This is a genomic window from Acetobacter sp. P1H12_c (assembly GCF_018811975.1).
GTDB lineage: Bacteria > Pseudomonadota > Alphaproteobacteria > Acetobacterales > Acetobacteraceae > Acetobacter > Acetobacter persici.
Genome location: NZ_JACRVR010000032.1, coordinates 1 through 21856, shown reverse-complemented (window position 1 = coordinate 21856; position 21856 = coordinate 1). Strand labels below are relative to the sequence as shown.

At 58.8% G+C, this 21856-nt stretch carries 19 protein-coding genes; 9 read left to right on the top strand and 10 right to left on the bottom strand.

What is annotated here, in order from left to right; translation table 11 throughout:
• Window positions 1–247: 247 nt before the first annotated feature.
• Window positions 248–700, top strand: coding sequence for a hypothetical protein (locus KP699_RS13160; RefSeq protein WP_215762940.1), 453 nt, complete (start codon window positions 248–250; stop codon window positions 698–700).
• A gap of 25 nt (window positions 701–725) precedes the next feature.
• On the opposite strand, the gene KP699_RS13155 is transcribed toward KP699_RS13160, so the two are convergent.
• Genes KP699_RS13155 through KP699_RS13135 form a run of 5 tightly spaced genes read right to left on the bottom strand, consistent with a single transcriptional unit; the run spans window position 726 to window position 7248 of the window.
• Window positions 726–2186, bottom strand: coding sequence for an efflux transporter outer membrane subunit (locus tag KP699_RS13155; protein WP_215762939.1), 1461 nt, complete (start codon window positions 2184–2186; stop codon window positions 726–728).
• Window positions 2179–5223 carry an efflux RND transporter permease subunit gene (locus tag KP699_RS13150; RefSeq protein ID WP_215762938.1) on the bottom strand — a complete coding sequence of 1015 codons (3045 nt, stop codon included), beginning with the start codon at window positions 5221–5223 and terminating at the stop codon, window positions 2179–2181. The genes KP699_RS13155 and KP699_RS13150 overlap by 8 nt, the downstream gene beginning before the upstream one ends.
• Window positions 5223–6320: an efflux RND transporter periplasmic adaptor subunit gene (locus KP699_RS13145; RefSeq protein WP_252347055.1), complete on the bottom strand. Its 1098-nt coding sequence runs from the start codon at window positions 6318–6320 to the stop codon at window positions 5223–5225. The genes KP699_RS13150 and KP699_RS13145 overlap by 1 nt, the downstream gene beginning before the upstream one ends.
• Window positions 6321–6353: 33 nt before the next feature.
• Window positions 6354–6671: a multidrug efflux SMR transporter gene (locus tag KP699_RS13140; RefSeq protein WP_077930339.1), complete on the bottom strand. Its 318-nt coding sequence runs from the start codon at window positions 6669–6671 to the stop codon at window positions 6354–6356.
• A gap of 1 nt (window position 6672) precedes the next feature.
• On the bottom strand, window positions 6673–7248 hold the full coding sequence (locus tag KP699_RS13135) for a TetR/AcrR family transcriptional regulator (protein WP_215762937.1): 576 nt from the start codon (window positions 7246–7248) through the stop codon (window positions 6673–6675).
• 141 nt (window positions 7249–7389) lie between these two features.
• Here KP699_RS13135 and alr point away from each other — a divergent pair, with 141 nt between their 5' ends.
• The 3 genes from alr to KP699_RS13120 all read left to right on the top strand — a co-directional run bounded on the left by alr (window position 7390) and on the right by KP699_RS13120 (window position 11444).
• Window positions 7390–8520, top strand: a complete 1131-nt coding sequence (alr, locus tag KP699_RS13130; protein ID WP_215762936.1) for an alanine racemase — start codon at window positions 7390–7392, stop codon at window positions 8518–8520.
• A gap of 4 nt (window positions 8521–8524) precedes the next feature.
• Window positions 8525–9778, top strand: a complete 1254-nt coding sequence (locus tag KP699_RS13125) for a D-amino acid dehydrogenase (protein WP_086655152.1) — start codon at window positions 8525–8527, stop codon at window positions 9776–9778.
• 112 nt (window positions 9779–9890) lie between these two features.
• Window positions 9891–11444, top strand: a complete 1554-nt coding sequence (locus KP699_RS13120) for a M81 family metallopeptidase (RefSeq protein WP_215762935.1) — start codon at window positions 9891–9893, stop codon at window positions 11442–11444.
• Between the two features lie 290 nt (window positions 11445–11734).
• Here the strand turns inward: KP699_RS13120 and KP699_RS13115 are convergent, their stop codons facing one another.
• The 3 genes from KP699_RS13115 to KP699_RS13105 form a co-directional block, all read right to left on the bottom strand.
• On the bottom strand, window positions 11735–12439 hold the full coding sequence (locus KP699_RS13115) for a hypothetical protein (protein ID WP_212377606.1): 705 nt from the start codon (window positions 12437–12439) through the stop codon (window positions 11735–11737).
• 1075 nt (window positions 12440–13514) lie between these two features.
• Window positions 13515–13850, bottom strand: a complete 336-nt coding sequence (locus KP699_RS13110; protein ID WP_215762934.1) for a hypothetical protein — start codon at window positions 13848–13850, stop codon at window positions 13515–13517.
• A 360-nt stretch (window positions 13851–14210) separates the two neighbouring features.
• The gene (locus KP699_RS13105) at window positions 14211–15371 is read right to left on the bottom strand and encodes an acyltransferase (protein WP_215762933.1); all 1161 of its coding nucleotides are present in this window, start codon (window positions 15369–15371) and stop codon (window positions 14211–14213) included.
• Window positions 15372–15437: 66 nt separating this feature from the next.
• Here KP699_RS13105 and KP699_RS13100 point away from each other — a divergent pair, with 66 nt between their 5' ends.
• The gene (locus KP699_RS13100) at window positions 15438–16166 is read left to right on the top strand and encodes a DUF2268 domain-containing putative Zn-dependent protease (RefSeq protein WP_215762932.1); all 729 of its coding nucleotides are present in this window, start codon (window positions 15438–15440) and stop codon (window positions 16164–16166) included.
• Between the two features lie 120 nt (window positions 16167–16286).
• Here KP699_RS13100 and KP699_RS13095 read toward each other — a convergent pair whose 3' ends face one another.
• Window positions 16287–16604, bottom strand: coding sequence for a hypothetical protein (locus tag KP699_RS13095; RefSeq protein WP_086655151.1), 318 nt, complete (start codon window positions 16602–16604; stop codon window positions 16287–16289).
• A 395-nt stretch (window positions 16605–16999) separates the two neighbouring features.
• A complete protein-coding gene (gene typA, locus KP699_RS13090) occupies window positions 17000–18823 on the bottom strand; it encodes a translational GTPase TypA (RefSeq protein ID WP_212357668.1) in 1824 nt (607 codons plus the stop codon).
• Between the two features lie 294 nt (window positions 18824–19117).
• On the opposite strand from typA, the gene KP699_RS13085 reads away from it, so the two are divergent.
• The 4 genes from KP699_RS13085 to KP699_RS13070 form a co-directional block, all read left to right on the top strand.
• The gene (locus KP699_RS13085; protein WP_215762931.1) at window positions 19118–19426 is read left to right on the top strand and encodes a FeoA family protein; all 309 of its coding nucleotides are present in this window, start codon (window positions 19118–19120) and stop codon (window positions 19424–19426) included.
• Complete coding sequence (locus KP699_RS13080; protein ID WP_215762930.1) at window positions 19423–21261, top strand: ferrous iron transporter B; 1839 nt, start codon at window positions 19423–19425, stop codon at window positions 21259–21261. Before KP699_RS13085 ends, KP699_RS13080 begins: the two co-directional genes overlap by 4 nt.
• A gap of 30 nt (window positions 21262–21291) precedes the next feature.
• The gene (locus KP699_RS13075; RefSeq protein WP_077930351.1) at window positions 21292–21531 is read left to right on the top strand and encodes a DUF6587 family protein; all 240 of its coding nucleotides are present in this window, start codon (window positions 21292–21294) and stop codon (window positions 21529–21531) included.
• Window positions 21532–21577: 46 nt separating this feature from the next.
• A partial coding sequence (locus tag KP699_RS13070) for a hypothetical protein (RefSeq protein WP_215762929.1) occupies window positions 21578–21856 on the top strand: 279 nt, incomplete at its 3' end.

Genomic DNA, 21856 nt, shown 5'->3' with positions numbered 1-21856 from the left:
AGCATAACACCCCGCGTCACGAACGCGAACGCGCTCCTTTTGACACAAGGCGCGCAACGTAACGCAAACACCGCAGGACAGCAGGACAGCAGGACAGCATCTCCTGCAAATACCGTGCCAGCACGCAACATACCCTTTAGCCTGCTCTGGCCCCCTTGTTAAAATTTCTCTTCCGGGGGAACCTCTCAAACACTGTTGAGTCTTAAAAATGATCGTCCCGGAGGGTCTTTCAGAAAGGAACACCGTCATGCGGCTGGGCCAGCGCTATTTTGTAACCGTCCTGAGTTACAGCTTTATCTGCTCCGCACTGGTCAGCCTGTACGGTGCCGGGCATGGCCCTACTCTCACGCCCCCTGCGGCCCTGCTTTATTGTCTGGGCAGAAGCGGCCTGTTCTTTCTGGTTTTTGTTTTTCTGGGCGTCCCGATGGCGTGCCTTTGCCTGTCTCTGCATCGCGCTTTATCGCGGACCAGCCATCACACAACCCTGCCGGGTTGCCTGTTGCTGGGCATTATATGGGCGTGTGGCACTGCCGCCTTACTTGGCCTTCTGCTTGCCGTTGCCAGTTTTTCTCTGTCCGCGTCCGGCCATGCGCTCCCGGACTGGAACCGCATCCTTATTACCAACATAGCGGGCGGCGCAGCGGCCGGGCTGGTCTTCTGGCTCGCCTCCCCCGCTGGAGAGCGCAGAGTTTTTTACTAACGGATATACCCCTTTCAAAATTTCTTTATCCGGAAGCTATTTTAAGGTTCACAGCATTGGTCAGAAGCGCCGCATGGAGTGCGGCCAGTTCCTCTTCCTGCTCCTTTTCCGCCACCGAGGCACGCAAAACGTCGGTCCGGGCGCTGTCCCCGCGCTCATACCGCTTTTGCAGGACCAGAACACGCGCTTTCTCGCTGCTTACAAGACGCTGCTGGTCCTGCACCCGTTCTTTTAAAAGTTTCTGCTCAGCCAGAAGATTTTCTATCTCAACCCACGCATTGACTACCGCCATCTGGTACAACATGCCCGCAGTTTTCTGCTCGGAATGGCGCAGTTCAAGCTGACGGGAGAGACGCCCGCCATTAAAAACAGGAAGCGTAAGCGAGGGCCCAAAGGACGTATTGCGCGCGTTCCACCCCAGTTCAGCAAGCGTCAGGGCATCCAGACTGATCTGCCCGGTGAGCGTAATCTGCGGATAAAAATCAGCCTGCGCCATGCCGATGGTTGCTGTTGCCGCATGCAGCCGTGCCTCTGCCGCCTGAATATCCGGGCGTTTTCTGGCAATCTCTGACGGCATTGCCGCAGACACCTGCGGTATTTTTTCCGCCAGCAGACTGGCAGGCTGGCGCAGTTCAGGCAGATCAGCATCCGGGCGGCCTGCAGCCAGAACCCCTAACGCACGGAGCAGAGCCGCCTGCTGCATAACAAGGCCTTCTTTTTTCTCCAGTGCTGCATGGCAGGCGATCCGGGACTCGTCCAGATCAACCGTTGCCAGCAACCCGTGCGCCCGCACTGTCTCGGCAATGCGCTGCAGGTGCCGGGCATTTTCCAGCTTGTCTTCCGCACGGTTCAAAGTGTCAGACACTTTCAGCCACTGGAAGTAGGTCCGCGCCAGTTCGGCCTGTGTGGAAAGCCGCATGGCATCCGCATCCGCCTTGACTGCGGCTTCCTGCGCGTGTGCGGCCTCCCGCAGGCGGCGCTGCCGCCCCCACAGATCAAGCTCCCATGAGGCGACCGCGCCAACGCTGTAATTGGTGTAGGCCACCCCCTCTGGCTCCTGCCCCTCCACACCCGGAGAAAGCCCGAGAAGAGGGCGCAGCACCTGCCCAACCCCGGCGGTTGCCAGACGTTCCCGCGTATAGGCCGCCTGCCCGTTGAGCGTAGGCAGACTTTCAGCCGATGCCGCACGGCGCTGGATGCGCGCCGCTTTAATCCGCTCACGCGCCAGAGCCATATCCGGGTTTCCTGTCTCGGCCCGTATCATGAGGCTGTTCAGAGCCGGATCATCAAACATCGTCCACCAGAATGGGGAAGCAGAACGGGCGGCTGGCGTGGCCCCGGCATTCTGCCAGTGCTCCGGCATAACCGGGTGCGGGCGCACAAAATCCGGCCCCATACTGCACCCGGCAAGACACAGCAGAAACGGCAACATGACGGCACACGACACGCTGAGCACGCTATGGCCCGACCTGCATTTTTCAGACATGGGCTGACCCCTCCGCCTCTTGTGCCGGGTTTACGGCGCGGTCAAACAGCAGGGCGTAGAATGCGGGCACAGCCACCAGAGTCAGCACCGTCCCGCCTGCAAGCCCACCAATCATGACAATGGCCATTGGCCCCCAGAACACATTGAAGCTGAGGGGGATAAACGCCAGAATAGCCGCCACTGCGGTCAGGCAGACCGGCCGGGCGCGCGTTATGGTTGCGTCAATCACGGCTTCATGCAGCGGCATGGCATTGCTGTGGCTAAACTGAATCTGGTCCACCAGCAGGATGGTGTTGCGCATAATCATCCCGGCCAGAGCGATCAGCCCCAGCAGGGCCACAAACCCAAATGGCGCACCCGTGAGCAGCAGACCGCCAACCATGCCAACCAGTCCCAGCGGAGCAGAAAACAAAACCAGCAGAGACCGGCTGAAACTTTGCAGCTGGACCATCAGCACAAGCAGGATCAGGCCGCCCGTCAGCGGCAGAAACGCGAAAATGGCACTATCCGCGGTTGATGAAAGCTCCACATCCCCGCCAGTTTCAATCCGGTAGCCTGCAGGAAGCGTTTTGCTGAGCGCCTGCATGGCAGACGCCGCACGCTGCACCACAGTCGCGGGCTGGACATCCGCCGCAACAGCTGACTGCACCGTCATGCACAACACGCCATTCCTCTGCCAGAGGATGGGGTAGTCGGTGCTCACCCTCATGCTGCCAAGCTGGCTGAGCGGCACCACAGCGGCTCCGGTTGCAACCGGCAGGGTCATCCACTGGCCGGGGTCAGACCGCACGGACTGTATGGCACGCACCACAACGGGACGATGATGTGGCCCGTCCGGCACATCACCCCCATCCGCACCCGTAAGAGCAGCCTGAAGCTGCGCCGCCACGCTGGCACGGTCCGTCTGGAAATGGACCAGTCTGGCCGGGTCAGCCTCAAATGTCAGGCTGGGGGTGCGGTTTCCCCAGTCCGCCTGCACGCTAACAGCCCCCTCCGTTGAGCGCAGAATTTTATCAACATCATGTGCAACAGACCTCAGTTTTTCAGGGTCGGGACCAATAATGCGGTATTGCACCGGGAAATCCGCCGTCGGCCCCAGTGACAGCCGCTGCACATGCAGATGCACCCCGGGCGGGAGAGAAACAGTCTCGACCTGATGAATCAGCGTCTCCCGCGCTTTCAGGTCCTGCGCCACCAGCAGCAGCGTAGCGTGGGCCGCGCTGGGTGTAGCAGGCGCGTAAGGCAGATAGAAGCGCGGCGCACCATCCCCGATATGCGCCTGCATATGCCGCAAAGAATATTGTCCTGACAGGTGTTTTTCCAGAAGAGCAACCGTTTTTCCAGTCTCCGCAAGGGCGGTGCCGGGTGACATGGCAACATCCACCATCACTTCAGGCCGGTCGGACTGCGGAAAAAACTGCTGGTCCACAAGCAGAAAACCAACACACGCCGCCACAAGCAGCACGCATGTTCCGCCTGCCACCACGGCTTTATACCGCAGGCTTGTCCCCAGCACGAGGCGCAGCAGAATGGTAGAAAACGGTTCATACGCCGTGCGCACAGGCTTTGGCGGGGGCAGAAGATGCACGCCCAGAAAAGGGATGAACACCACGGCCACACCCCAGCTCAGCAGCAGGGCGGCACCGCTCACCCAGAAAATTTCTCCGGCATATTCGCCCGTTGTGGAGTGCGCCAGCCCGACCGGCAGAAAGCTGATAACCGTCAGAACAGTGCCCGTCAGCATGGGGAACGCGGTGTGGCTCCATGCGAACGAGGCCGCATCCTCCCGGCTGCGCCCATGCTCAAGCTGCACAACCATCGCCTCAATACTGATAATGGCATCATCCACCAGCAGCCCGAGGGAAAGAATAAGCGCCCCGAGGGAAATACGGTCCAGCCCGATATGCGCCATGCCCATCAACAGACTGACCCCGGCCAAGGTCAGCGGAACGGAACAGGCGACAATAATGCCTGCTCTCCAGCCCAGACTGACAAACGCCACCAGCAGAACAACGCTCAGCGCAACCACAAACTTGATCAGGAAGGTGTTAACGGCCTCCCGAATCACGCTGCTCTGGTCCTCCACCTGCGTCAGCACCATACCGGCAGGCAGCGTGAGAGTGGCCGCCGCAGTACGGAGTGTTTTCCCCAGCGTCATGCCGTCCGCGCCCTCTGCCATGGCGACGGCAATCACAACGGCGGGTTTGCCATTATAGCGGATCAGCGCGGGAGCCGGACTGGCATAGCCCCGGCTGACCTGCGCAATGTCTCCCACCCGCACAAGCCCGGATGGCCCCGCAACCGGCGTCTCCGCAACAGCCCGCACCCCATCCAGCGCGCCGGAGACCCGCAGCGGCACGGTGGTTGTAAAGTCAACAGACCCGCCAGACGCCAGAGCAGACTGGTTCCGGAGTGCTCTGGCAAGCTGATCAAGACTGATCCCTCTTGCCGCACTCTGCTGCGGGTCAACCTCGACGGTAATCTGCTGCGGGATTTTCCCGCTGACCTGCACTTTTCCAGCGCCATGCACTGTCTGGAAAAGTTTTTTCAGGTCCTCGGCTTTTTTGATCAGGTCGGCATTTTCTCCCCCGGTCAGGGCAAAAACATACCCATAGACGTCCGCATAATCATCATTGGCGGCAAGGGCCACGCCGGAGGGCAGGTCCGGCCCGAGGTCCGAGAGCTTGTTGCGCACCTGCTGCCAGATCACCGGCACACGCTCTTTTCTCTCATCATCGCGAAGAAAAATCTGCGTGACGCAACTGGCTGCAACGCAATAAGTGCTGAGGCTATCAATCGCTTCCACATCGCGCAGGCGTTGCTCCAGCACGGCTGCAACCTGCTGCTGCATCTGCTGTGCGCTGGCCCCCGGCCACTGTGCGGAAACAACCATATTCTTGATCGTAAAAGCCGGATCTTCCGCGCGGCCAAGGTGAAAAAACCCGTATCCGCCTGCAAGAAACAGGCATGCCATCATGAAGCTGACCAGTGCCGGATGCCCGACGGCCCAGCGCGAAACATTGAAACGCTCCATCATCAGCGTACACTGGCCTGACTGATCATCTGCACCGCCTGATCAGGCTGGAAGGACGCCTCACCACTGGTAACAATTCTCTCCCCGGCTTTAAGCCCCTCAACCAGCGCATCCGCGCCGCGCAGGCCCGCAATGTCCACATGCCGCAGCACAAGGCGGGGGGTATCGCCATCCGTCAACGCCCAGACCTGCGCATGTCTCTGGTGTGTTTCCACAAGGGCCGTAAGCGGCACGCGCATGACGGGTGCCGCGCGTTGCGCAGGAAGGGTTACGCGCACAAGACTATTGAGGGGCACAGCAAGCGTCTGCTCCAGCCGCAGTCTCAGCGTCTGCATCTGGCTGGCACCATCCACCGCGCCGGTTTCCTGCACGACAGCCTGAACAGGTCGCGCGGCCGGATCTGCCGGGAGGCTCACCTCTGCACGGTCCCCCACCCTCCACGCGGACGGGGATGGGACCTGAAGACGCACCTCTGGCGCACCGGCGGCCATCCGCACAACCTCAGTGCCAGCCGCCACAAGCGTGCCCGCCACACCGGTCACGCTCAGAATCTGCCCGTCCTCCGGGGCGCGGAGTGTCGCTTCCGCAAGCTGAATCCGGGCCTGCATGAGGGCAGCCTGTGCTGATCTGGCTTTGCCCTGCGCCATACGCCGGGCATACTCCCGCTCTTCCACCGTTCCGGCGGAAAGGCCGCCTGCTGTATCCAGCCCGCGGCTCCGTTTATAGGTTGCCTCAGCCTGTGCGGCATCCGCACGGGCGGCGTCGGCCTCACCCTCCGCCTGCGCCACTTGTTCTTGCAGAACTCTGTCTTCCAGCAAGGCAAGAGCATCGCCCTGATGCACAGACTGACCGCTGACAACTGCAATTTTACGCAGGCGTCCCGCCTGTGTCGGCGCAAGCGGGATGATCCGGCTGGCAGTGTATCGTCCGGCAAAAAGCACTTTCTCCGGCTGGTCTTCCTGCACCCTGAGCACCTGCACGGTAGGCAGAGTGTCATGCTGTGCCGGGGCGGATGCCGGTTTACACCCTGCCAGCAGACAGCCAGCCGCAAACAGCGGCAGCGCCCTTTTCAGAGCCTCTGAACACGTTCGACACACCATGATAAGTTCCGGAAAAAAGGCAGGTCTTAAGCGTCACGACTGCGTCGCGACGACAGAAATCCCGACTAAAATGAGAAGAATCCCGATGGCCTGATGCCCGCCCAGCTGGTCCCGGAAGTAGATCCAGCCAGCAAGATTGGCCAGAATAATGGAAAGACCAGCCGAGCCTGCATACACAATGCCCATAGGAACAAGGCGAAGAGACAGAGCCAGAAACACAAAAGACGCCCCGTACCCTGCCGCCATAATCAGCGTGGGCAGGAGTCTGGTAAAACCCAGCGCTTCTTTCTGCGCCATTGTAGCGATAATTTCAGAAAGAACGGCGAAGAAAATATAGACATAACCCAGCATATCACGGGACTTTTTCTGACATATGCGTGAGTTTTTCCATCAGGCCAGACAAGCCCTGACGCATCTTCTGATCCAGAATATCCGCGCCGAGAATGTCCCACAAAGACAACCCGTCCGCCGCCATGCAGGCCAGCAGCAGTGTGGGGGTCATCTCTTCAAACAGGCCCGTGGAGCGAATGACTTCCCAGTAATGCCGGATCCATTCCTGACCAAGCTGCGGGTCAATCAGCATGGCCGCCAGCAAATGGCGCAGAATGACGGGCGTTTCAGTCTCATTTTCCTGATTCAGGCCAATATAGGCGCGCGCGGCCCGGCCCGCCGCCACCGGGTCTTTCTGCTGAGAGGCCAGCATTTCCTGCCGGAACATCTCCATCTCCCGCATAAACAACCCGTCCAGCAGGGCTTTTTTATTAGGGAAGTGGTGCAGGAGCCCGCCCTTGCTGACCCTGGCCTCCTTTGCCACCAGTTCCAGCGTAAAGGCCTGAATCCCACCCGTGACCAGAATATGGCCTGCGGCGTTCAGGAGGTCATTTTTCACGGCTTCGGGCTTGTTGGTGCGTTTTGATCTGGCTGTCATGCGCAATACATACCGTCTGGACGGTTTTTATTTCAAGCGGAAAATATGCTTTTTTTACGCCCGCTGCACAGCCCTGCCCCCTTTTGCCAGCGTCCGGAAAAAAATGATAAAGACACGCCTAACGAGGTCAGGAGACAGACCATGCACAGGGATGGCTGGGAAGGCGGGCGGCTGCTTATCAATCTTGCCGCCATTGCCGAAAATTATGCGCAGCTTTGCGCACGGGTCAGCCCTGCGGAATGCGGGGCGGCTGTCAAAGCCAACGCCTACGGGCTGGGGCTGAAAGAGGTTGGCCAGACCTTGTATGAGGCCGGATGCCGCACCTTTTTTGTCGCCCATCTGGCGGAAGGGGCTGCCCTGCGCCCGCTGGTGGGGCCGGACAGCCGCATTTTTGTGCTGCACGGCCCGCCCCCCGGCACGGCCAGCGCTTGCCTGACGCACACCCTTCTGCCCGTGCTGAACAGCCTGCAACAGGTACAGGAATGGCAGGCTCTTGCCCGCACGCAGGGCCGCCCGCTGGCCGCAGCACTGCAACTTGATAGCGGAATGTGCCGCTTCGGCCTGACGGAAGCTGAAGTTGACCATCTGACCACGCACCCGCAGGGGCTGGAAGGCATTGAGGTCACTCTGGTCATGAGCCATCTGGGATGCGCGGATACTCCGGGGCATCCGCTTAACCGCCAGCAGCTTGCAACCTTTACCCGGCTCAAAGCCCTGCTGCCCGCAGCCCCTGCCAGCCTTGCCGCCTCCTCCGGTATTTTTCTGAGTCCCGACTGGCATTTTGACCTCGTGCGCCCCGGCGCGGCCCTCTACGGCATTGCACCCACCGCAGGGCAGCCAAACCCTATGCACGCAACTGTCCGGTTGCAGGCCCGCGTCATTCAGACACGGATGGTCCCCGCCGGAGCGAGTGTTGGCTACGGTGCGGCTTTTACCGCGCGGCAACCCACACCCATCGCGCTGCTGGGCATTGGCTACGGAGACGGCTTTCCCCGCAGGCTGGGCCAGACCGGCCATGTTGTCTGGCCGGATCAGCCTGACATCAAATTACCAATAATCGGGCGTATCTCCATGGACTCACTGGCCGTGGACCTCTCGCCCCTTATGGCCACCGGCATCCCTCTGCCACCTGCCGGTGCGGTGTTTGACCTGATTGGTCCGCAGGTACCTCTGGACACCGTGGCGCGTCTGGCGGACACCATCGGCTATGAAATACTGACGGATCTCGGAGCCCGCTACCACCGCCTCCATTATGATCCCCGGAAAGGATGAAACTGTGAAAATCATCATTCTCGGCGCCGGCGTTATCGGCGTGACCTCAGCCTGGTATCTGAACAGTCTGGGTCATGAGGTCATTGTGGTGGACCGTCAGCCGGAACCGGGGCTGGAGACGTCCTTTGCCAATGCGGGGCAGGTTTCTCCGGGCTATTCCACCCCATGGGCCGCGCCCGGCCTGCCGATGAAGGCTATTGGCTGGATGATGCAGCGGCACAGCCCGCTGGTGATCCGCAAGCGGATCGACTTTGCCATGTTCCGGTGGATGGAGCAGCTTCTCAAAAACTGTAACGCCCACGCCTATGACATCAATAAAGGCCGGATGCTGCGCGTGGCCGAGTATAGCCGCGACTGTCTTGATGCCCTGCGGGAAGAAACCGGCCTGACCTATGATGACCGGCAGCGCGGGCTGATCCAGCTTTTCCGCACGGAAAAGCAGATCGACAAAGCCTATCATGACATGAAGCTGCTCTCGGACAGCGCCATCCCGCATGAACTGCTGAACGTGAACCAGATTCTGGAGCATGAACCCGGCCTGTCCCACGCGCGCGGGTTGCTGAAGGCGGGGCTGTATCTGCCGGGGGATCAGTCCGGGGATGCGCACATCTTTACCCAGCGTCTGGCAAAAATGGCTGCGGCAAAGGGTGTGACGTTCCTGTATGACACCACCATTAAAGGGATGGACGCGGCTGCGGATGAGGTCATGTCCATCCGCACCAGCAAGGGCCATCTGCGGGCGGATGCCTATGTCGTGTCCATGGGCAGTTACAGCCCGCTGCTGCTCAGGCCGCTGGGGGTGCATCTGCCTGTCTATCCGGTCAAAGGCTATTCCCTCACCCTGCCGCTGACGGATGAAAGCCACGCCCCGCTCTCCACCGTGAATGATGAGACCTACAAGGTCGCCATCACCCGGCTGGGCAACCGCATCCGCGTGGGAGGCACGGCGGAACTGACAGGCTACAACCTGCGCCTCAGCCCGGACCGGCGCGAGACGCTGGAACTCTCCTTTTCAGAACTGTTTGGCGGCGGGGACCTGTCCGCCGCCACCTACTGGACCGGCCTGCGCCCCAACACGCCGGACGGCACGCCGGTTATTGGCCCTGTCCCGCGCTTTAGCAATCTGTGGCTCAATACCGGGCACGGCACGCTCGGCTGGACCATGGCCTGCGGTTCCGGCCGGATTCTGGCGGATATGATCCACGGCAGAAAACCGGACATTCCTGTGCTGGACCTGTCCATCAGCCGCTACCGCTAGATCACACCCTTCCGGCTTCCATGCACGCCCCTTGCAGGGGATTTGATAGGCCCGGCTTTTATCGTTACAGTTAAAGAACGATTGAACTGTCATATCAGATGGAGGCCTTCCCGTGCGGCGCAGACTGATTCTCAAAATGCTTCCTGCCAGCGTTCTGGCCGGATTACCGGCCCTGAACGGAGCAGCACGGGCGGCGGGGCTGGTGCCTGCCTTCCGGGGCACACCCCGGCTTGCCGTGGGTGGCATTGCCTCGGAATGTAGCACCTACAGCCGCATCCGCGCCCGGATGGAGGATCTGACGGTGCGCCGGGGACCGGAAATTTTTGAAGCGCCCCTCTCTTTGCCGCTGCTGCGTTATGACGTGCCCTTCCTGCCAACGCTGGAAGCCACAGCCCCTTCCGGCGGCCCTGTGGAGCGCAAAACCTATGATACGCTGAAAGCGGAGTATCTGGACCGCCTGAAAAAACTCCTGCCGCTGGACGGCGTGTATCTGATGATGCACGGCGCGCTGAGCGTAGAAGGCATGGATGATGCGGAAGGCGACTGGTACGAGGCCACCCGCGCCGTGGTGGGGCCAGACTGCCTGATTTCCGCGTATTATGATCTGCACGGCAATCTGAGCCGCCGGGCCGTGGATACGCTGGACGCCATGACCGCCTACCGCACCGCACCGCATGTGGACCGGGTGGAAAACGTGATGCGCGCTGCGGATATGCTCACGCACTGCCTGCGCTACGGCCTGCGCCCCGGCATTGTGTGGGCCAGCATCCCGGCCCTGCTGCCGGGTGAGCAGAGCAGTACGGAATGGGAACCGGGGCGGCGTTTATGGGCGGACCTCAGCGAATATAACCGCCTGCCCGGTATTCTCGATGTCTCACAGCTTGTGGGCTATGTCTGGGCGGATGAACCGCGCGCCGCGGCCTCCGTTGTGGCAACCGGCACGAATATTGAGGAACAGAAGCGCGTTGTGGCGGAACTTGCCGGCCGCTACTGGGATGCACGGCACGCGTTTAAGTTTGGCAGCCCGACCGGGACGATTGAGGAGTGTCTCTCCCGCGCCATGAATGCCACCACGCACCCGGTCGTTATTTCAGATTCCGGGGATAATCCGGGCGGTGGCGGCAATTCCGACCAGACCTTTTTCCTTCAGGCTCTGCTCAAAGCCGGAACAAAAGATGTTCTGCTGGGCGGCATGACAGACCGGCCCGCAACGGACGCCTGCTACCGGGCGGGCGTAGGGGCCACGCTGCCGCTGTCCATCGGTGCGACACTGGACCCCGTGATGTGCAAGCCGGTGCATGTGACAAACGCCGTTGTGAAACATCTGGCCCCTGTCACCAAACCGGAAGACGGAGAAGCCGTGATTGAGTTTGACGGAATTACCGCCACACTCTCCGCCCGCCGCCGCCTGTATCACTCAGCGGAATCTTTCCGCGATCTCGGCGTAGACCCGGCCCGCTTCCATATTGTGGTGCTGAAATGCGGCTACCTGCACCCGACCATGAAGGCCCTCGCCAACCCGGCCCTGATGGCCCTCTCCCCCGGCGCGATTGATCAGGACATCCTGCACATCGGCAACCACCGCCGCAAACCAACATGGCCATGGGTCGCGGACCTGAACTGGACGCCAGACCCATACGTTTCAGCACGGTTTGGGCGGGGGTGAGGCTGGAGTAACCCCCGAAATTCAACATTTTGAAACGCCATGTCTGCTTTTTCGCACCAAAGCAGACGGGCGACTATCGCCTCATGTCGGTCATAAAAGCGATTGTGACGGCTGCCCAAAAGCCGACATTGTCAGGCGAACCGTGATAGACTGAGTTTTGGACATTCCTGCCGATTAGCTGCGTGCGTGGTAGGACGTCGTGGTCCGGACTACGACACGACGTCCGCTTGAGATATTCAAAAACGCGCAGGGCAGTCCAAGCTTTGTGGCGCCGGTTAATCGATGAGGCGTTACAAGCCTTCCAGCATTTGCGCCGCGACGCTATGACCTCGATCTCGCAGATCCCGCGCGATTTTGGCGATCCATTGCTCACCGTCTGGACGGCTGCGGATAGCGGCAATCAGTTCACGTAGAAGTTGGAGTTGTGGATTATTATCGACGCCGATCACGTCACCCCCAGCGGCGGGGGATTTGAATGCTACACGAGCAAGATCAGCGATGAAGCCGTCATCTAGTGAGGCCTCGCTGATTGCCTGCGAAACGATACGCGGCGTTGCATAACGTGCGCGATCTCGAGGTGGTTGAACAATCAGCAGCGCCTCGCCCGGATTGACGTGCACCTTGAGCTTCTCGCCATTTGCACTCTCGTGCTCGATGTATACTTCGCCGCCCGTTTTTAGTGCCGTGTTAGCAATGGCTCTTATTGTCTTGGTCGTCTTAGATCGCGAACCCTTCTTACCCTTGCTACCCAAGAGGAGGTTTTTGATGCCTGCAATATTCTTTAGGAAGTCAACTAGGTGATTGATCGAATCGGCATTATCCGCGATCTCCTTCAAGATTGCGATGATCGAACCTTGGCGGATCTCGGTGACGATCAACTCGCATCCGTAGAGTCGCCTGTAATCGTTGCCGATCGCGGATAGCAGTTCGCCCAACACGGTCGCCCCGACGGGCTCCTTGTAGTCGATTGTCAGGAGGAGTTCGTTGGCAGGCATATGGAAACCTTTGTTGAGTGGAGTTTCGACTAACCTGCCGGGAACGCCGTTGCTGATCAACGCACCTGATCGTCGAGCCGACTGCGCCTGCCGCTTGGATGAGGCCGCTAAACGTCGCTTGAATTCATCGTTGCAAACGGTTGCTTTCCGTCCTCCTTTCCCAATAGTCGACTTTCTGTTCACGCCGCATTTCAGTCATCGGCAGCCCTTAAACTACGTGCAAAAGCGTAAGTTAAACCGTCTCCCCGACGATCGACGGAAAGCACCGTTATTCTATAATTTTGGTTTAAATTAATTGAATTATATCATTTACGACACGAGTTTGATCAATGACAATATTAGGACTTCCTGCTGCGAACTTGAAGGTACTGGTTACGTGCAGTAAAGAGCCATAAAAAGTCCCTGTCGGATCATAAATATGATGCAATATTCTATCGACCGATGATCCGGACGATTTCGAGCAAGTCACAATGATATCTAAGTTGGGCAATGATCCGAAATATGCTACATTTGTGTCGATTAATGTGCCGCTATCACCAGCGCTTGCAACGCCCACGGTATACGCGATACCATTTTTGGTGTAGGTCCCTACCGCGACAAAATCGCCCGTCGCCGGAATTCCCGATAAACCTCCGGTTGGAGTTGTGGGGGAATATCCGATGTAAGTAAAACTCGTTAGATAACTTGACGCAAATTCTCGGGCCGATCCAGTCTTATGAGAGTTTGTCGATCCTTTTATAAGAATTATTTTTGTCATTGTTATATTTGTCTTCCGAAATAAGAAAATAATACATTAAACCACATTCAATTTATATATCAAACGCAGCCACATAGTAACACACACTGATAGTGAGCTGTCTTCTCCTTAGCCGACCTTATGCACTCCCCGAGAGTTAGACGGTCCTGGGCGGAATACGCCAAACGTTGTAGCCGTCCGGCACAACCCACCCACCGCTCGATGGCGTTTTCTCCTTTGAGACCGACGCGCCGATCTCCCTATCTACATATGCATCTAGGTTATCGAGTTCGGTAAACACGTCCGCTTGGTCGCGGAGGCAGTACAAGCTGTCGGGTTTCATATAGAGCGATATTCAAAGCTGCTGTGCTGGTCGTTAAGGTAATCGACCAGTTTTGTGGCAGCCGGTAGAGAGAAGCTGTCGGCCTCACTGAGCTCAAGCAGCTTCTTTAGATTATGCCTCACAGCGCCACTGCGAAGCTCGGCCTCGGTGTGGCCGGTATTAGTCAGATATGCCTTCAGGTACAACTCAACAGCAAAGCCGAGCAGCATATGGTACGAGAGAATGAAGGTCGTATCGTCCGGAACTTGGAAGCGGCTAGGGTTCGTCATGATCAGGTATGCTGATTGAACGTAGCCCTTCGCGGTGCTGTAAGTGCGGATTGCGTCTGACATGTGCTTTCTCTGTCTGTGGAGCGAAATGCGCCCCAGCACTGGTGATAAGGGTCAAGCCTAAGCCGAAGGAGGGGACTGCCAATGCCTGCTACTGCGCATTCCATGACGTAATGGATTAACGAACGGCGCGCAAACCGTCGGTGGACTGCTAGGATCGGCCCGGGTGCGTCGGAACGAGGGCAACGGGTCGATAGCTGTCATGAAAGTGCACGCCGTAAATTTCCGCTTGTTACCTTTTCCGGCCGAAACCAGACCTTCCGGCTACCCCCCTAATCTGCCAGTCCGCTCTATCAACGAGAGCAGACAAACAGCATTCATCTTTTCATAAGGCTTACATACCTGAAGCCGAGCGCCACAAGTTCAGATCACACGCCGCGTGGCCGGAACGTGTCGGACGGCGCGCGTAATAAAGATGCTGCAAGATAACGTTATGGCCAAGACAAAAGCAGCTTTCGGCACGGCTCCCCACGCTAGCGGCAGCACATAAAACTGGCTCCATGTCACAAAAGCATAATGCAGAAGATAAACCCCGTAGGCGTCTCCCATAAGGCGTTCTACCCATGTTGGTACAGTCCTGACGTAACATAAACAGAGACCCGTCAGGGCCATACAAAACGACACGCAGCAAAAAACAAAGAAAAAGGGCTGAAGACCCAGCGTGGTGAGCGAAGGCACGAGGAAGAAACCGAAAGACAGGACCCCGAAGCAGAAAGAAAGCACCCAGTAACGGGCCAGTGCGCTGCCCCTCTGGAATAAAGTATGATGAATTCCTGTTACGCCTGCTGCACAGCCAAGAGCGAAGAAAAAGGCATACAGCGCAATCCGGCTTCCCTGAATAAAGAACGGGCCGAAATTCAACCAGCAATCAGGGCCAAAGCCATACGCTAACGGGAGATAAGCGACACATGCGGCAGTCATAACGACCAGAATGGCCGCAAAAAAATGACGATTTATAAAATCAGGAACAATACTGAGTTGTTTTGAAAGACAAGGAAAAGAACGGATTATCAGAACGCATAGAGCGTCAAGAATGAGGAGATACCACAGAAACCAGCCCGGACCGCCGGGCCAGTGGAAGCGGCTAAAATACCCAAGCCAGAAGCTCACAAAAGAAATGTGTTGCCCTGCCTCCAGAATGGAAGGGTAATATGCCACAGGCATGATAACCGTCACACACGCGATAAAAGGTAAGCCTAGACGCAGGAGCCTGTCCTTTAAATAACGGGAAGGTCCTTTCCGTTGCAAACCAGGCAACACAAAAATCCCTGAAATAAAAAACATGAGCGCCATAAAATAGGTATCGTTCCAGCGCACCAGAAGATCGAATCCACTCCATCGTTCACTGTCGATAATAGGTGCTGTCGAAAGAAGATAATGCTGGTGATCAAAATGTCCGAAGGTGCAGTAAGCCAGAACAGAATGATGCAGTACAACAGCTAACGTCAGGCAAAGTCTTAGTGTCCCGATCGCCTGATTATTGCTGTTCTTCATGGCGGTATAATTGTCCGTCGTTTCAGGCATGACAGGCTATCGCTCTGCATCATAAGAGACAGTAAGAGAGTTTTTAAACCGAGGAAATATAGTCTGATGACTGTCCGTTGCTCCCATCAGCCTCTCCTGAAACTGTCACCCCCCACAGGCCCGGAGAACCATAAAATCTGGACGGTTCACTGGCTGGAAGCCTCGGGCAGCCTCAACGCGCATCGCGCGCCTATCATGGACGCACTCCATGCCGCATATGCTGCGTTGTCACACCATGTTCAGTTACCCGAAATAGATGTTCTTGTTCAGCGCGCAGAAGGCCGAACAATTCCTGAATTCGGCCTATCAGGGCGGGCCTATCGAGCAAGTTTATTCGCCCTGAGCGTTGATCCTGATAATCCGAATTTTGCAAAAAGCCTTCTTGATGGAACTCTGACACGCCAAATCATCCATGAGGCTCACCACTGCTTCAGAATGGCAGGTCCGGGCTATGGAAGAACATTAGGGGAGGCGCTGGTCAGCGAAGGGCTGGCAGGGCGCTTTGTGCAGCATGTTTTGCACTCCCAACCTGAACCATGGGAAGCCGCACTCCCGGTCTCAGACCTCAAAACCTTTGCTGTGCAGGCCAGCACGCTTTCAAAAACACAGTATGATCACGCGCGATGGTTTTTTGGGCGCGGATCGCTCCCACGATGGTTTGGCTATACGCTTGGTTATGAGATTGTTGGTGACTGGCTGCTCAACACACGTCCGGAGGCCGTCGACTGGATCAATATACCTGCCGACATCCCTCTCGCCGCCGCCATCACAAGCGGTTTAATTGGCCCGGAGTGATCCTCCACACCACCCTCTCAACGGATATCCAGTAAAAAAGGCCGGAGGATTGCTCCCCCGGCCTTTTTGCCAGCCTCAAGGCTCGAAAGCCCTGTGCCGGTTTTCCGTTGTGTGCCCGGATTACTGAGCAGACGTGTCGGAAGAGGAGTCAGCGGCCGGAGCGGCAGCTTTCTTGCTCTTCTTGCCATGGTGTTTTTTGCCATGGTGGTGCTTGCCGTGGTGCTTCTTCTTGGTGCCTTCTTCACCAGCAGCTTCCGGCGCAGCAGGAGCGGCGCTTTCGGCTGTGGGGGCGGCAGGAGCAGCAGGGGCTTCAGCAGCCGGAGCGGCCGGGGTGGTTGCCGGAGCAGCAGGAGCGGCAGCTTCCTGAGCGAAGGACGGAGCAGCAGCACCCATCAGAGCGACGGTGGACAGAGCTGCGAGAAGGCGACGAGAAATCATAATCATGTCTCCAAAAATGTCTGAGACGTCAGGGGTCCAGACCAGTGCGCCAGAAGTCCGTAGGACAAGCTGCATCCGTCTGGCTGGCATTCTGGATAGCATGACAGCTTCTTCACGTCTCGAATTAAAATTCAGACATTCCAGAGGGTTGCCGTGACTACGCCACGCCTCAACCGTTATCTCGCCACATTGTTTTTCAGGAATTTGATACCCCCGCAGGGGGTGGGAACACCGGGCGAAAAAAGCCGGTGTTCCGCGCCATTCAGAATGGCTGGCCTGCCCGGATGCGTCCCCTCCTTCCAGCCGGAACCGGAAGGAGAAGATCCCTGCCCGCAGACCCTTACGGGCAGACCGGCATGGCAGGGATGCACATCATGCGCCGCAATGCGGCAGACTCAGGCTTTATCGCCCGCGCGTTCACGCTTCTTGCGCTCGTTCGGGTCAAGGTAGCGCTTACGCAGACGAATAGCGGAGGGCGTCACTTCCACCAGTTCATCGTCTTCAATATAGGCAATCGCCTGTTCCAGAGACATCCGGCGCGGCGGCGTCAGGAACAGGGCTTCGTCCTTACCGGACGCACGCATGTTGGTCAGCTTCTTTTCGCGAACGCCGTTCACTTCCAGATCGTTTTCGCGGGAATGCTCACCGATGATCATGCCGACATAGACTTTCTCGCCAGCATCAACAAACAGTGTGCCACGGTCCTGCAGGGAATACAGGGAATATGTGGTCGTGTTGCCATCTTCCGCAGAGATCAGGGACCCGTTGCGGCGGCCTTCAATCGAGCCCGCATAGGGCTGATAGCCGTGGAACAGACGGTTCATGATACCCGTGCCGCGCGTGTCGGTCAGGAATTCACCATGGTAGCCGATCAGCCCGCGGGACGGGATGATGAAGGTCAGACGCACCTTGTCCCCACCGGAGGGGCGCATGTCCTGCATCTGGCCTTTACGCAGAGACATTTTCTCCACGACAACGCCGGAATAGGGCTCGTCCACGTCAATGGTCACTTCTTCGTAAGGCTCTTCGCGCTCACCCGTTTCCTCATTGGTGCGATACAGCACGCGGGGACGGCCAATGGTCAGCTCAAAGCCTTCACGGCGCATGGTTTCAATCAGCACGCCAAGCTGAAGTTCGCCACGGCCAGCCACTTCAAACGCTTCGCTTTCCGGGCTTTCAGACACGCGGATGGCGATGTTGCTTTCCGTTTCCTTAAACAGACGGTCACGAATCTGGCGAGACGTCACCTTCTTGCCTTCACGGCCACCCAGCGGGCCATCATTCAGGCGGAAGGTCATGGACAGCGTCGGCGGGTCAACCGGAATAGCCAGCAGCGGCTCGGTCACTTCAGGGGCCGCAATGGTGTCAGGAATGGTCGCTTCGGACAGACCGGCAACAGCCACAATGTCACCTGCTTCCACTTCTTCAACACCCACGCGGTCCAGACCCCGGAAGGACAGCAGCTTGGTCAGACGGCCCGTTTCCACCACGGAGCCATCAGCGCGCAGCACCTTAACCGGCATGTTGACGCGGGCGCGGCCCTGCTCAACACGGCCCGTCAGCACGCGGCCGAGAAAGTTGTCATTTTCAAGGATGGTGGCCGTCATGGCGAACGGCTTGTCCTTGTCCAGCGCCGGAGCGGGAACATGCTTGAGGATCAGATCGAACATCGGGCTGAGGTCTTTGCGCGGACCATCCAGCTCAACATCGGCCCAGCCCTGACGGCCAGAGGCATACAGCATCGGGAAGTCGAGCTGCGCGTCATTCGCACCGAGAGCCGCGAACAGATCGAAAATTTCGTTATGCACTTCGTCCGGGCGGGCATCGCCACGGTCAATCTTGTTGACCACAACAATCGGGCGCAGGCCACGGGCCAGAGCCTTGCCGACCACAAACTTGGTCTGCGGCAGAGCGCCTTCAGCAGAGTCGACCAGCACCACAGCGCCGTCCACCATGCTCAGGATACGTTCCACTTCCCCGCCGAAGTCGGCGTGTCCGGGTGTATCAATGATGTTGATGCGCGTGTCTTTCCAGACAACGGACGTGCACTTGGCAAGAATGGTAATACCACGCTCACGTTCCAGATCATTGCTGTCCATGGCGCGTTCAGCAACGTGCTGATGCTCATGGAACGAGCCAGACTGTTTCAGCAGTTCATCAACGAGAGTCGTCTTGCCATGATCGACGTGAGCAATGATGGCGATATTGCGGATATCCATGAAAAGGCCTGATTTTCCCTACGCGCTAAGCCGCCTCCGACGGTCTCTTTGTCGGGGCGGTTCGTCGCGGTCTATAATTTCGCTGGCCCGTTGATAATCGCCAGCGCGGAATATTGCACGTAAAATCCTCACAAGGTCCGCAACTCTTCCATGCCGCAGGCCCCGCACCCCCACCTGCCAGAGTATTTTGACAACCCAGATCACAGGGCAGCACCATTGGACAGCGGGGGTAAATGGAATTAAGGATCACTCTCAACATCTCTCTTTCCACCGCCACAGCAGGACAACGCAGCCGTGCGCCTGAACGAGCTTCCCCTTGAGTGTCAGGGCATTATTGATCACGTCGCCCCCACAACCCCGGCAGACCACATAGCCCGGCGGCTGGAAGAATTTGGCTTTGTCCCCGGTGAACCTGTGAAAGTTGTTGCCTTCGGTCCGTTTGGGGGAGACCCGATGGCTGTGGAAATCGGGTTTACGCGCTTTGCCCTCCGCCGCTCGGAAGCGGCGCGGGTTGTCATGCAGGCCGCGCAGGACTCCGCTCCAACCCTCAAAGCACTGGACCCGGCCCTGCATACTGCGCCCGCCCCGACGGAGGAGGCATGACCAGCGCCCTGCCCCAGCGTGTTGCTCTGGTTGGCAACCCCAACTGCGGCAAGACCGCCCTTTTCAATCAGCTGACCGGCAGCCGCCAGAAGGTGGCGAACTATGCGGGTGTGACGGTGGAGCGCAAGGCAGGCCGCCTGACGACGCCCGCGGGCCGCGCCGTCCAGATTCTTGACCTGCCAGGCACATACAGCCTGAACGCCACCAGCCCGGACGAGGCCGTCACGCGGGATGTCTGCCGGGGTGTCTATAAAGGTGAGCCAGCGCCGGACCTGCTGATCAGCGTTGTGGCCGCCACCAACCTGCGCCTGCATCTGCGCTTTGCGCTGGAACTCCGCCAGCTTGGCCGCCCTATGGTGCTGGTGCTTAACATGATTGACGCCGTGCGCAGGCAGGGGCTGGAAATTGATGTCCCGCGTTTGCAGGCGGAACTGGGTGTGCCGGTTGTCACGGCCATTGGCGTCAAACGCGGCGGGGCGTCAGAAATCCTGTGTGCACTGGATGCGCCCATCCCGCCGCCACCGGCCCCGCTGCCAGAAGGAGCGGACCTGCACGCGGAAATCCGCCGCCTGATGGCGCTGTGCGTCCGCCGTGCCACGGAACGCCACCCGCAACTGGATGCCCGGCTGGACCGCTGGGTGCTGCACCCCGTCTGGGGCATGCTCATCCTGCTGGTGTTGCTGTTCATCATGTTTCAGGCCGTGTTCTCATGGGCGCAGCCGTTTATGGACCTTCTGCAAAGCGGCATGGACCAGCTTGGCGCGTTTGTTGGCGCATTGCTGCCCGAGGGTATTCTGCGCAGCCTGATTGTAGAGGGTGTGATTGCCGGGGCGGGCACCGTGGTGGTCTTCCTGCCGCAGATCCTTATTCTCTTTTTATGGATTCTCGCTCTGGAAGAATCCGGCTACCTGCCCCGCGCGGCCTTCATGCTGGATAAGCTGATGGCCTCCGCCGGGCTGAGCGGCCGCTCCTTCATCCCGCTGCTCTCCAGCTTTGCCTGCGCGGTGCCGGGCATTATGTCCACACGCACCATCCAGAACCCATGGGACCGGATGGTGACCATCCTTATTGCCCCGCTCATGACGTGCTCTGCCCGTCTGCCGGTTTACGCGCTGCTGATTGGCGCCTTTGTGCCCGCCCGCACGGTGCTGGGGCTGTTCAACCTGCATGGGCTGGTGCTGTTCGCCCTCTACGCCGCCGGGGTGCTGAGCGCGCTGGTGGTCGCCCGTGTGCTGAAAAAGCGGGACACGGAAGAACACCCGCTCCTGATGGAACTGCCGAGCTACCGCCTGCCCGGCCTGCAAAGCCTGTGTATTGAGCTCTGGCAGCGCGCGCGCATTTTCCTCTCCCGCGTGGGCACCATCATCCTCACGCTCAGCATTATCATGTGGGCGCTTTCCAGTTTCCCGGCTCCGCCTGCGGGGGCGGAAGGCCCGGCGATTGACTGGAGCCTTGCCGGGCATATCGGCCATCTCATGCTGCCGCTCTTCGCCTTTATCGGCTTTAACTGGCAGATCTGCGTGGCCCTTATCCCCGGTCTGGCCGCGCGGGAAGTGGCTGTGAGTGGTCTGGCAACCGTCTATTCCGTCGGCGCGTCAGAAAGTGATGCCGCCGCCCAGCTTGCCCCGCTGCTCTCGGCCCACTGGAGCCTTGCAACGGCGTTCTCTTTGCTGGCATGGTATGTGTATGCGCCGCAGTGTTTTTCCACACTGGCCGTTATCCGGCGGGAAACCGGGTCCTGGCGGCTGGTCTGGGTTTCCGTGGCCTATCTGTTCGGGCTTGCCTATCTGGCCTCGTTCCTGACGTACCGCATCACCCTCTTTTTCACCGGCTAATGCCCTGCGGCTGATAACAGGAGGACACCTGTGACACAGATTATCCTCGTTGCTCTGATTGTCGTATTCTGCGCGGCCTACTGGCTGCAAAAACTGGCTCCGGCAACCCTTGTGCCGTTCTGGCGCAGTCTGGCGGGCCTGCTGCGCAACACGCAGCATCTGCCCGGCCTGCGCGCCCGTGCCGAACGGCTGGCCACACCCGGCGGCCTGCGGACTGGCTGCGGTAGTTGCAAAAACTGTGATGGCGGCAAAGGGGGCGGCTGCCACTGAACGCCGTAAAAACGGTGGACCGGGAAGACGGGCAAAGGTGAGCCGCATGCCACCCCGAAGCCGTGGGCCCCGGCCCGCCACCGGCTTGTCTTACGCCGCCATTCTGTTCCTTCTCGCGCTGACACTCCCGGCGAGAAGCCATGCCGCCTCCGCACGGCCTGACGGACCCCAAGACACCCTGCCAGACCAGACGACACAACGCATGGTTGTGGATCTGACCCCTGCCCCCGGCGTCACCCAGCGCATTCTGGTCCTCAGAATGCGCTGGGTGACGCCGGGGGCAGGGGTCAGATCCACAACCATGCGTTGTGTCCATGCGTTGTGT

Bases quoted from the DNA above. Each gene is read 5' to 3' on its own strand.
- KP699_RS13160 (WP_215762940.1), top strand. From the start codon at position 248: ATGCGGCTGGGCCAGCGCTATTTTGTAACCGTCCTGAGTTACAGCTTT.
- KP699_RS13155 (WP_215762939.1), bottom strand. From the start codon at position 2,186: ATGTCTGAAAAATGCAGGTCGGGCCATAGCGTGCTCAGCGTGTCGTGT.
- KP699_RS13150 (WP_215762938.1), bottom strand. From the start codon at position 5,223: ATGATGGAGCGTTTCAATGTTTCGCGCTGGGCCGTCGGGCATCCGGCA.
- KP699_RS13145 (WP_252347055.1), bottom strand. From the start codon at position 6,320: ATGGTGTGTCGAACGTGTTCAGAGGCTCTGAAAAGGGCGCTGCCGCTG.
- KP699_RS13140 (WP_077930339.1), bottom strand. From the start codon at position 6,671: ATGCTGGGTTATGTCTATATTTTCTTCGCCGTTCTTTCTGAAATTATC.
- KP699_RS13135 (WP_215762937.1), bottom strand. From the start codon at position 7,248: ATGACAGCCAGATCAAAACGCACCAACAAGCCCGAAGCCGTGAAAAAT.
- alr (WP_215762936.1), top strand. From the start codon at position 7,390: ATGCACAGGGATGGCTGGGAAGGCGGGCGGCTGCTTATCAATCTTGCC.
- KP699_RS13115 (WP_212377606.1), bottom strand. From the start codon at position 12,439: ATGCCTGCCAACGAACTCCTCCTGACAATCGACTACAAGGAGCCCGTC.
- KP699_RS13110 (WP_215762934.1), bottom strand. From the start codon at position 13,850: ATGTCAGACGCAATCCGCACTTACAGCACCGCGAAGGGCTACGTTCAA.
- KP699_RS13105 (WP_215762933.1), bottom strand. From the start codon at position 15,371: ATGCCTGAAACGACGGACAATTATACCGCCATGAAGAACAGCAATAAT.
- KP699_RS13100 (WP_215762932.1), top strand. From the start codon at position 15,438: ATGACTGTCCGTTGCTCCCATCAGCCTCTCCTGAAACTGTCACCCCCC.
- KP699_RS13095 (WP_086655151.1), bottom strand. From the start codon at position 16,604: ATGATTTCTCGTCGCCTTCTCGCAGCTCTGTCCACCGTCGCTCTGATG.
- typA (WP_212357668.1), bottom strand. From the start codon at position 18,823: ATGGATATCCGCAATATCGCCATCATTGCTCACGTCGATCATGGCAAG.
- KP699_RS13080 (WP_215762930.1), top strand. From the start codon at position 19,423: ATGACCAGCGCCCTGCCCCAGCGTGTTGCTCTGGTTGGCAACCCCAAC.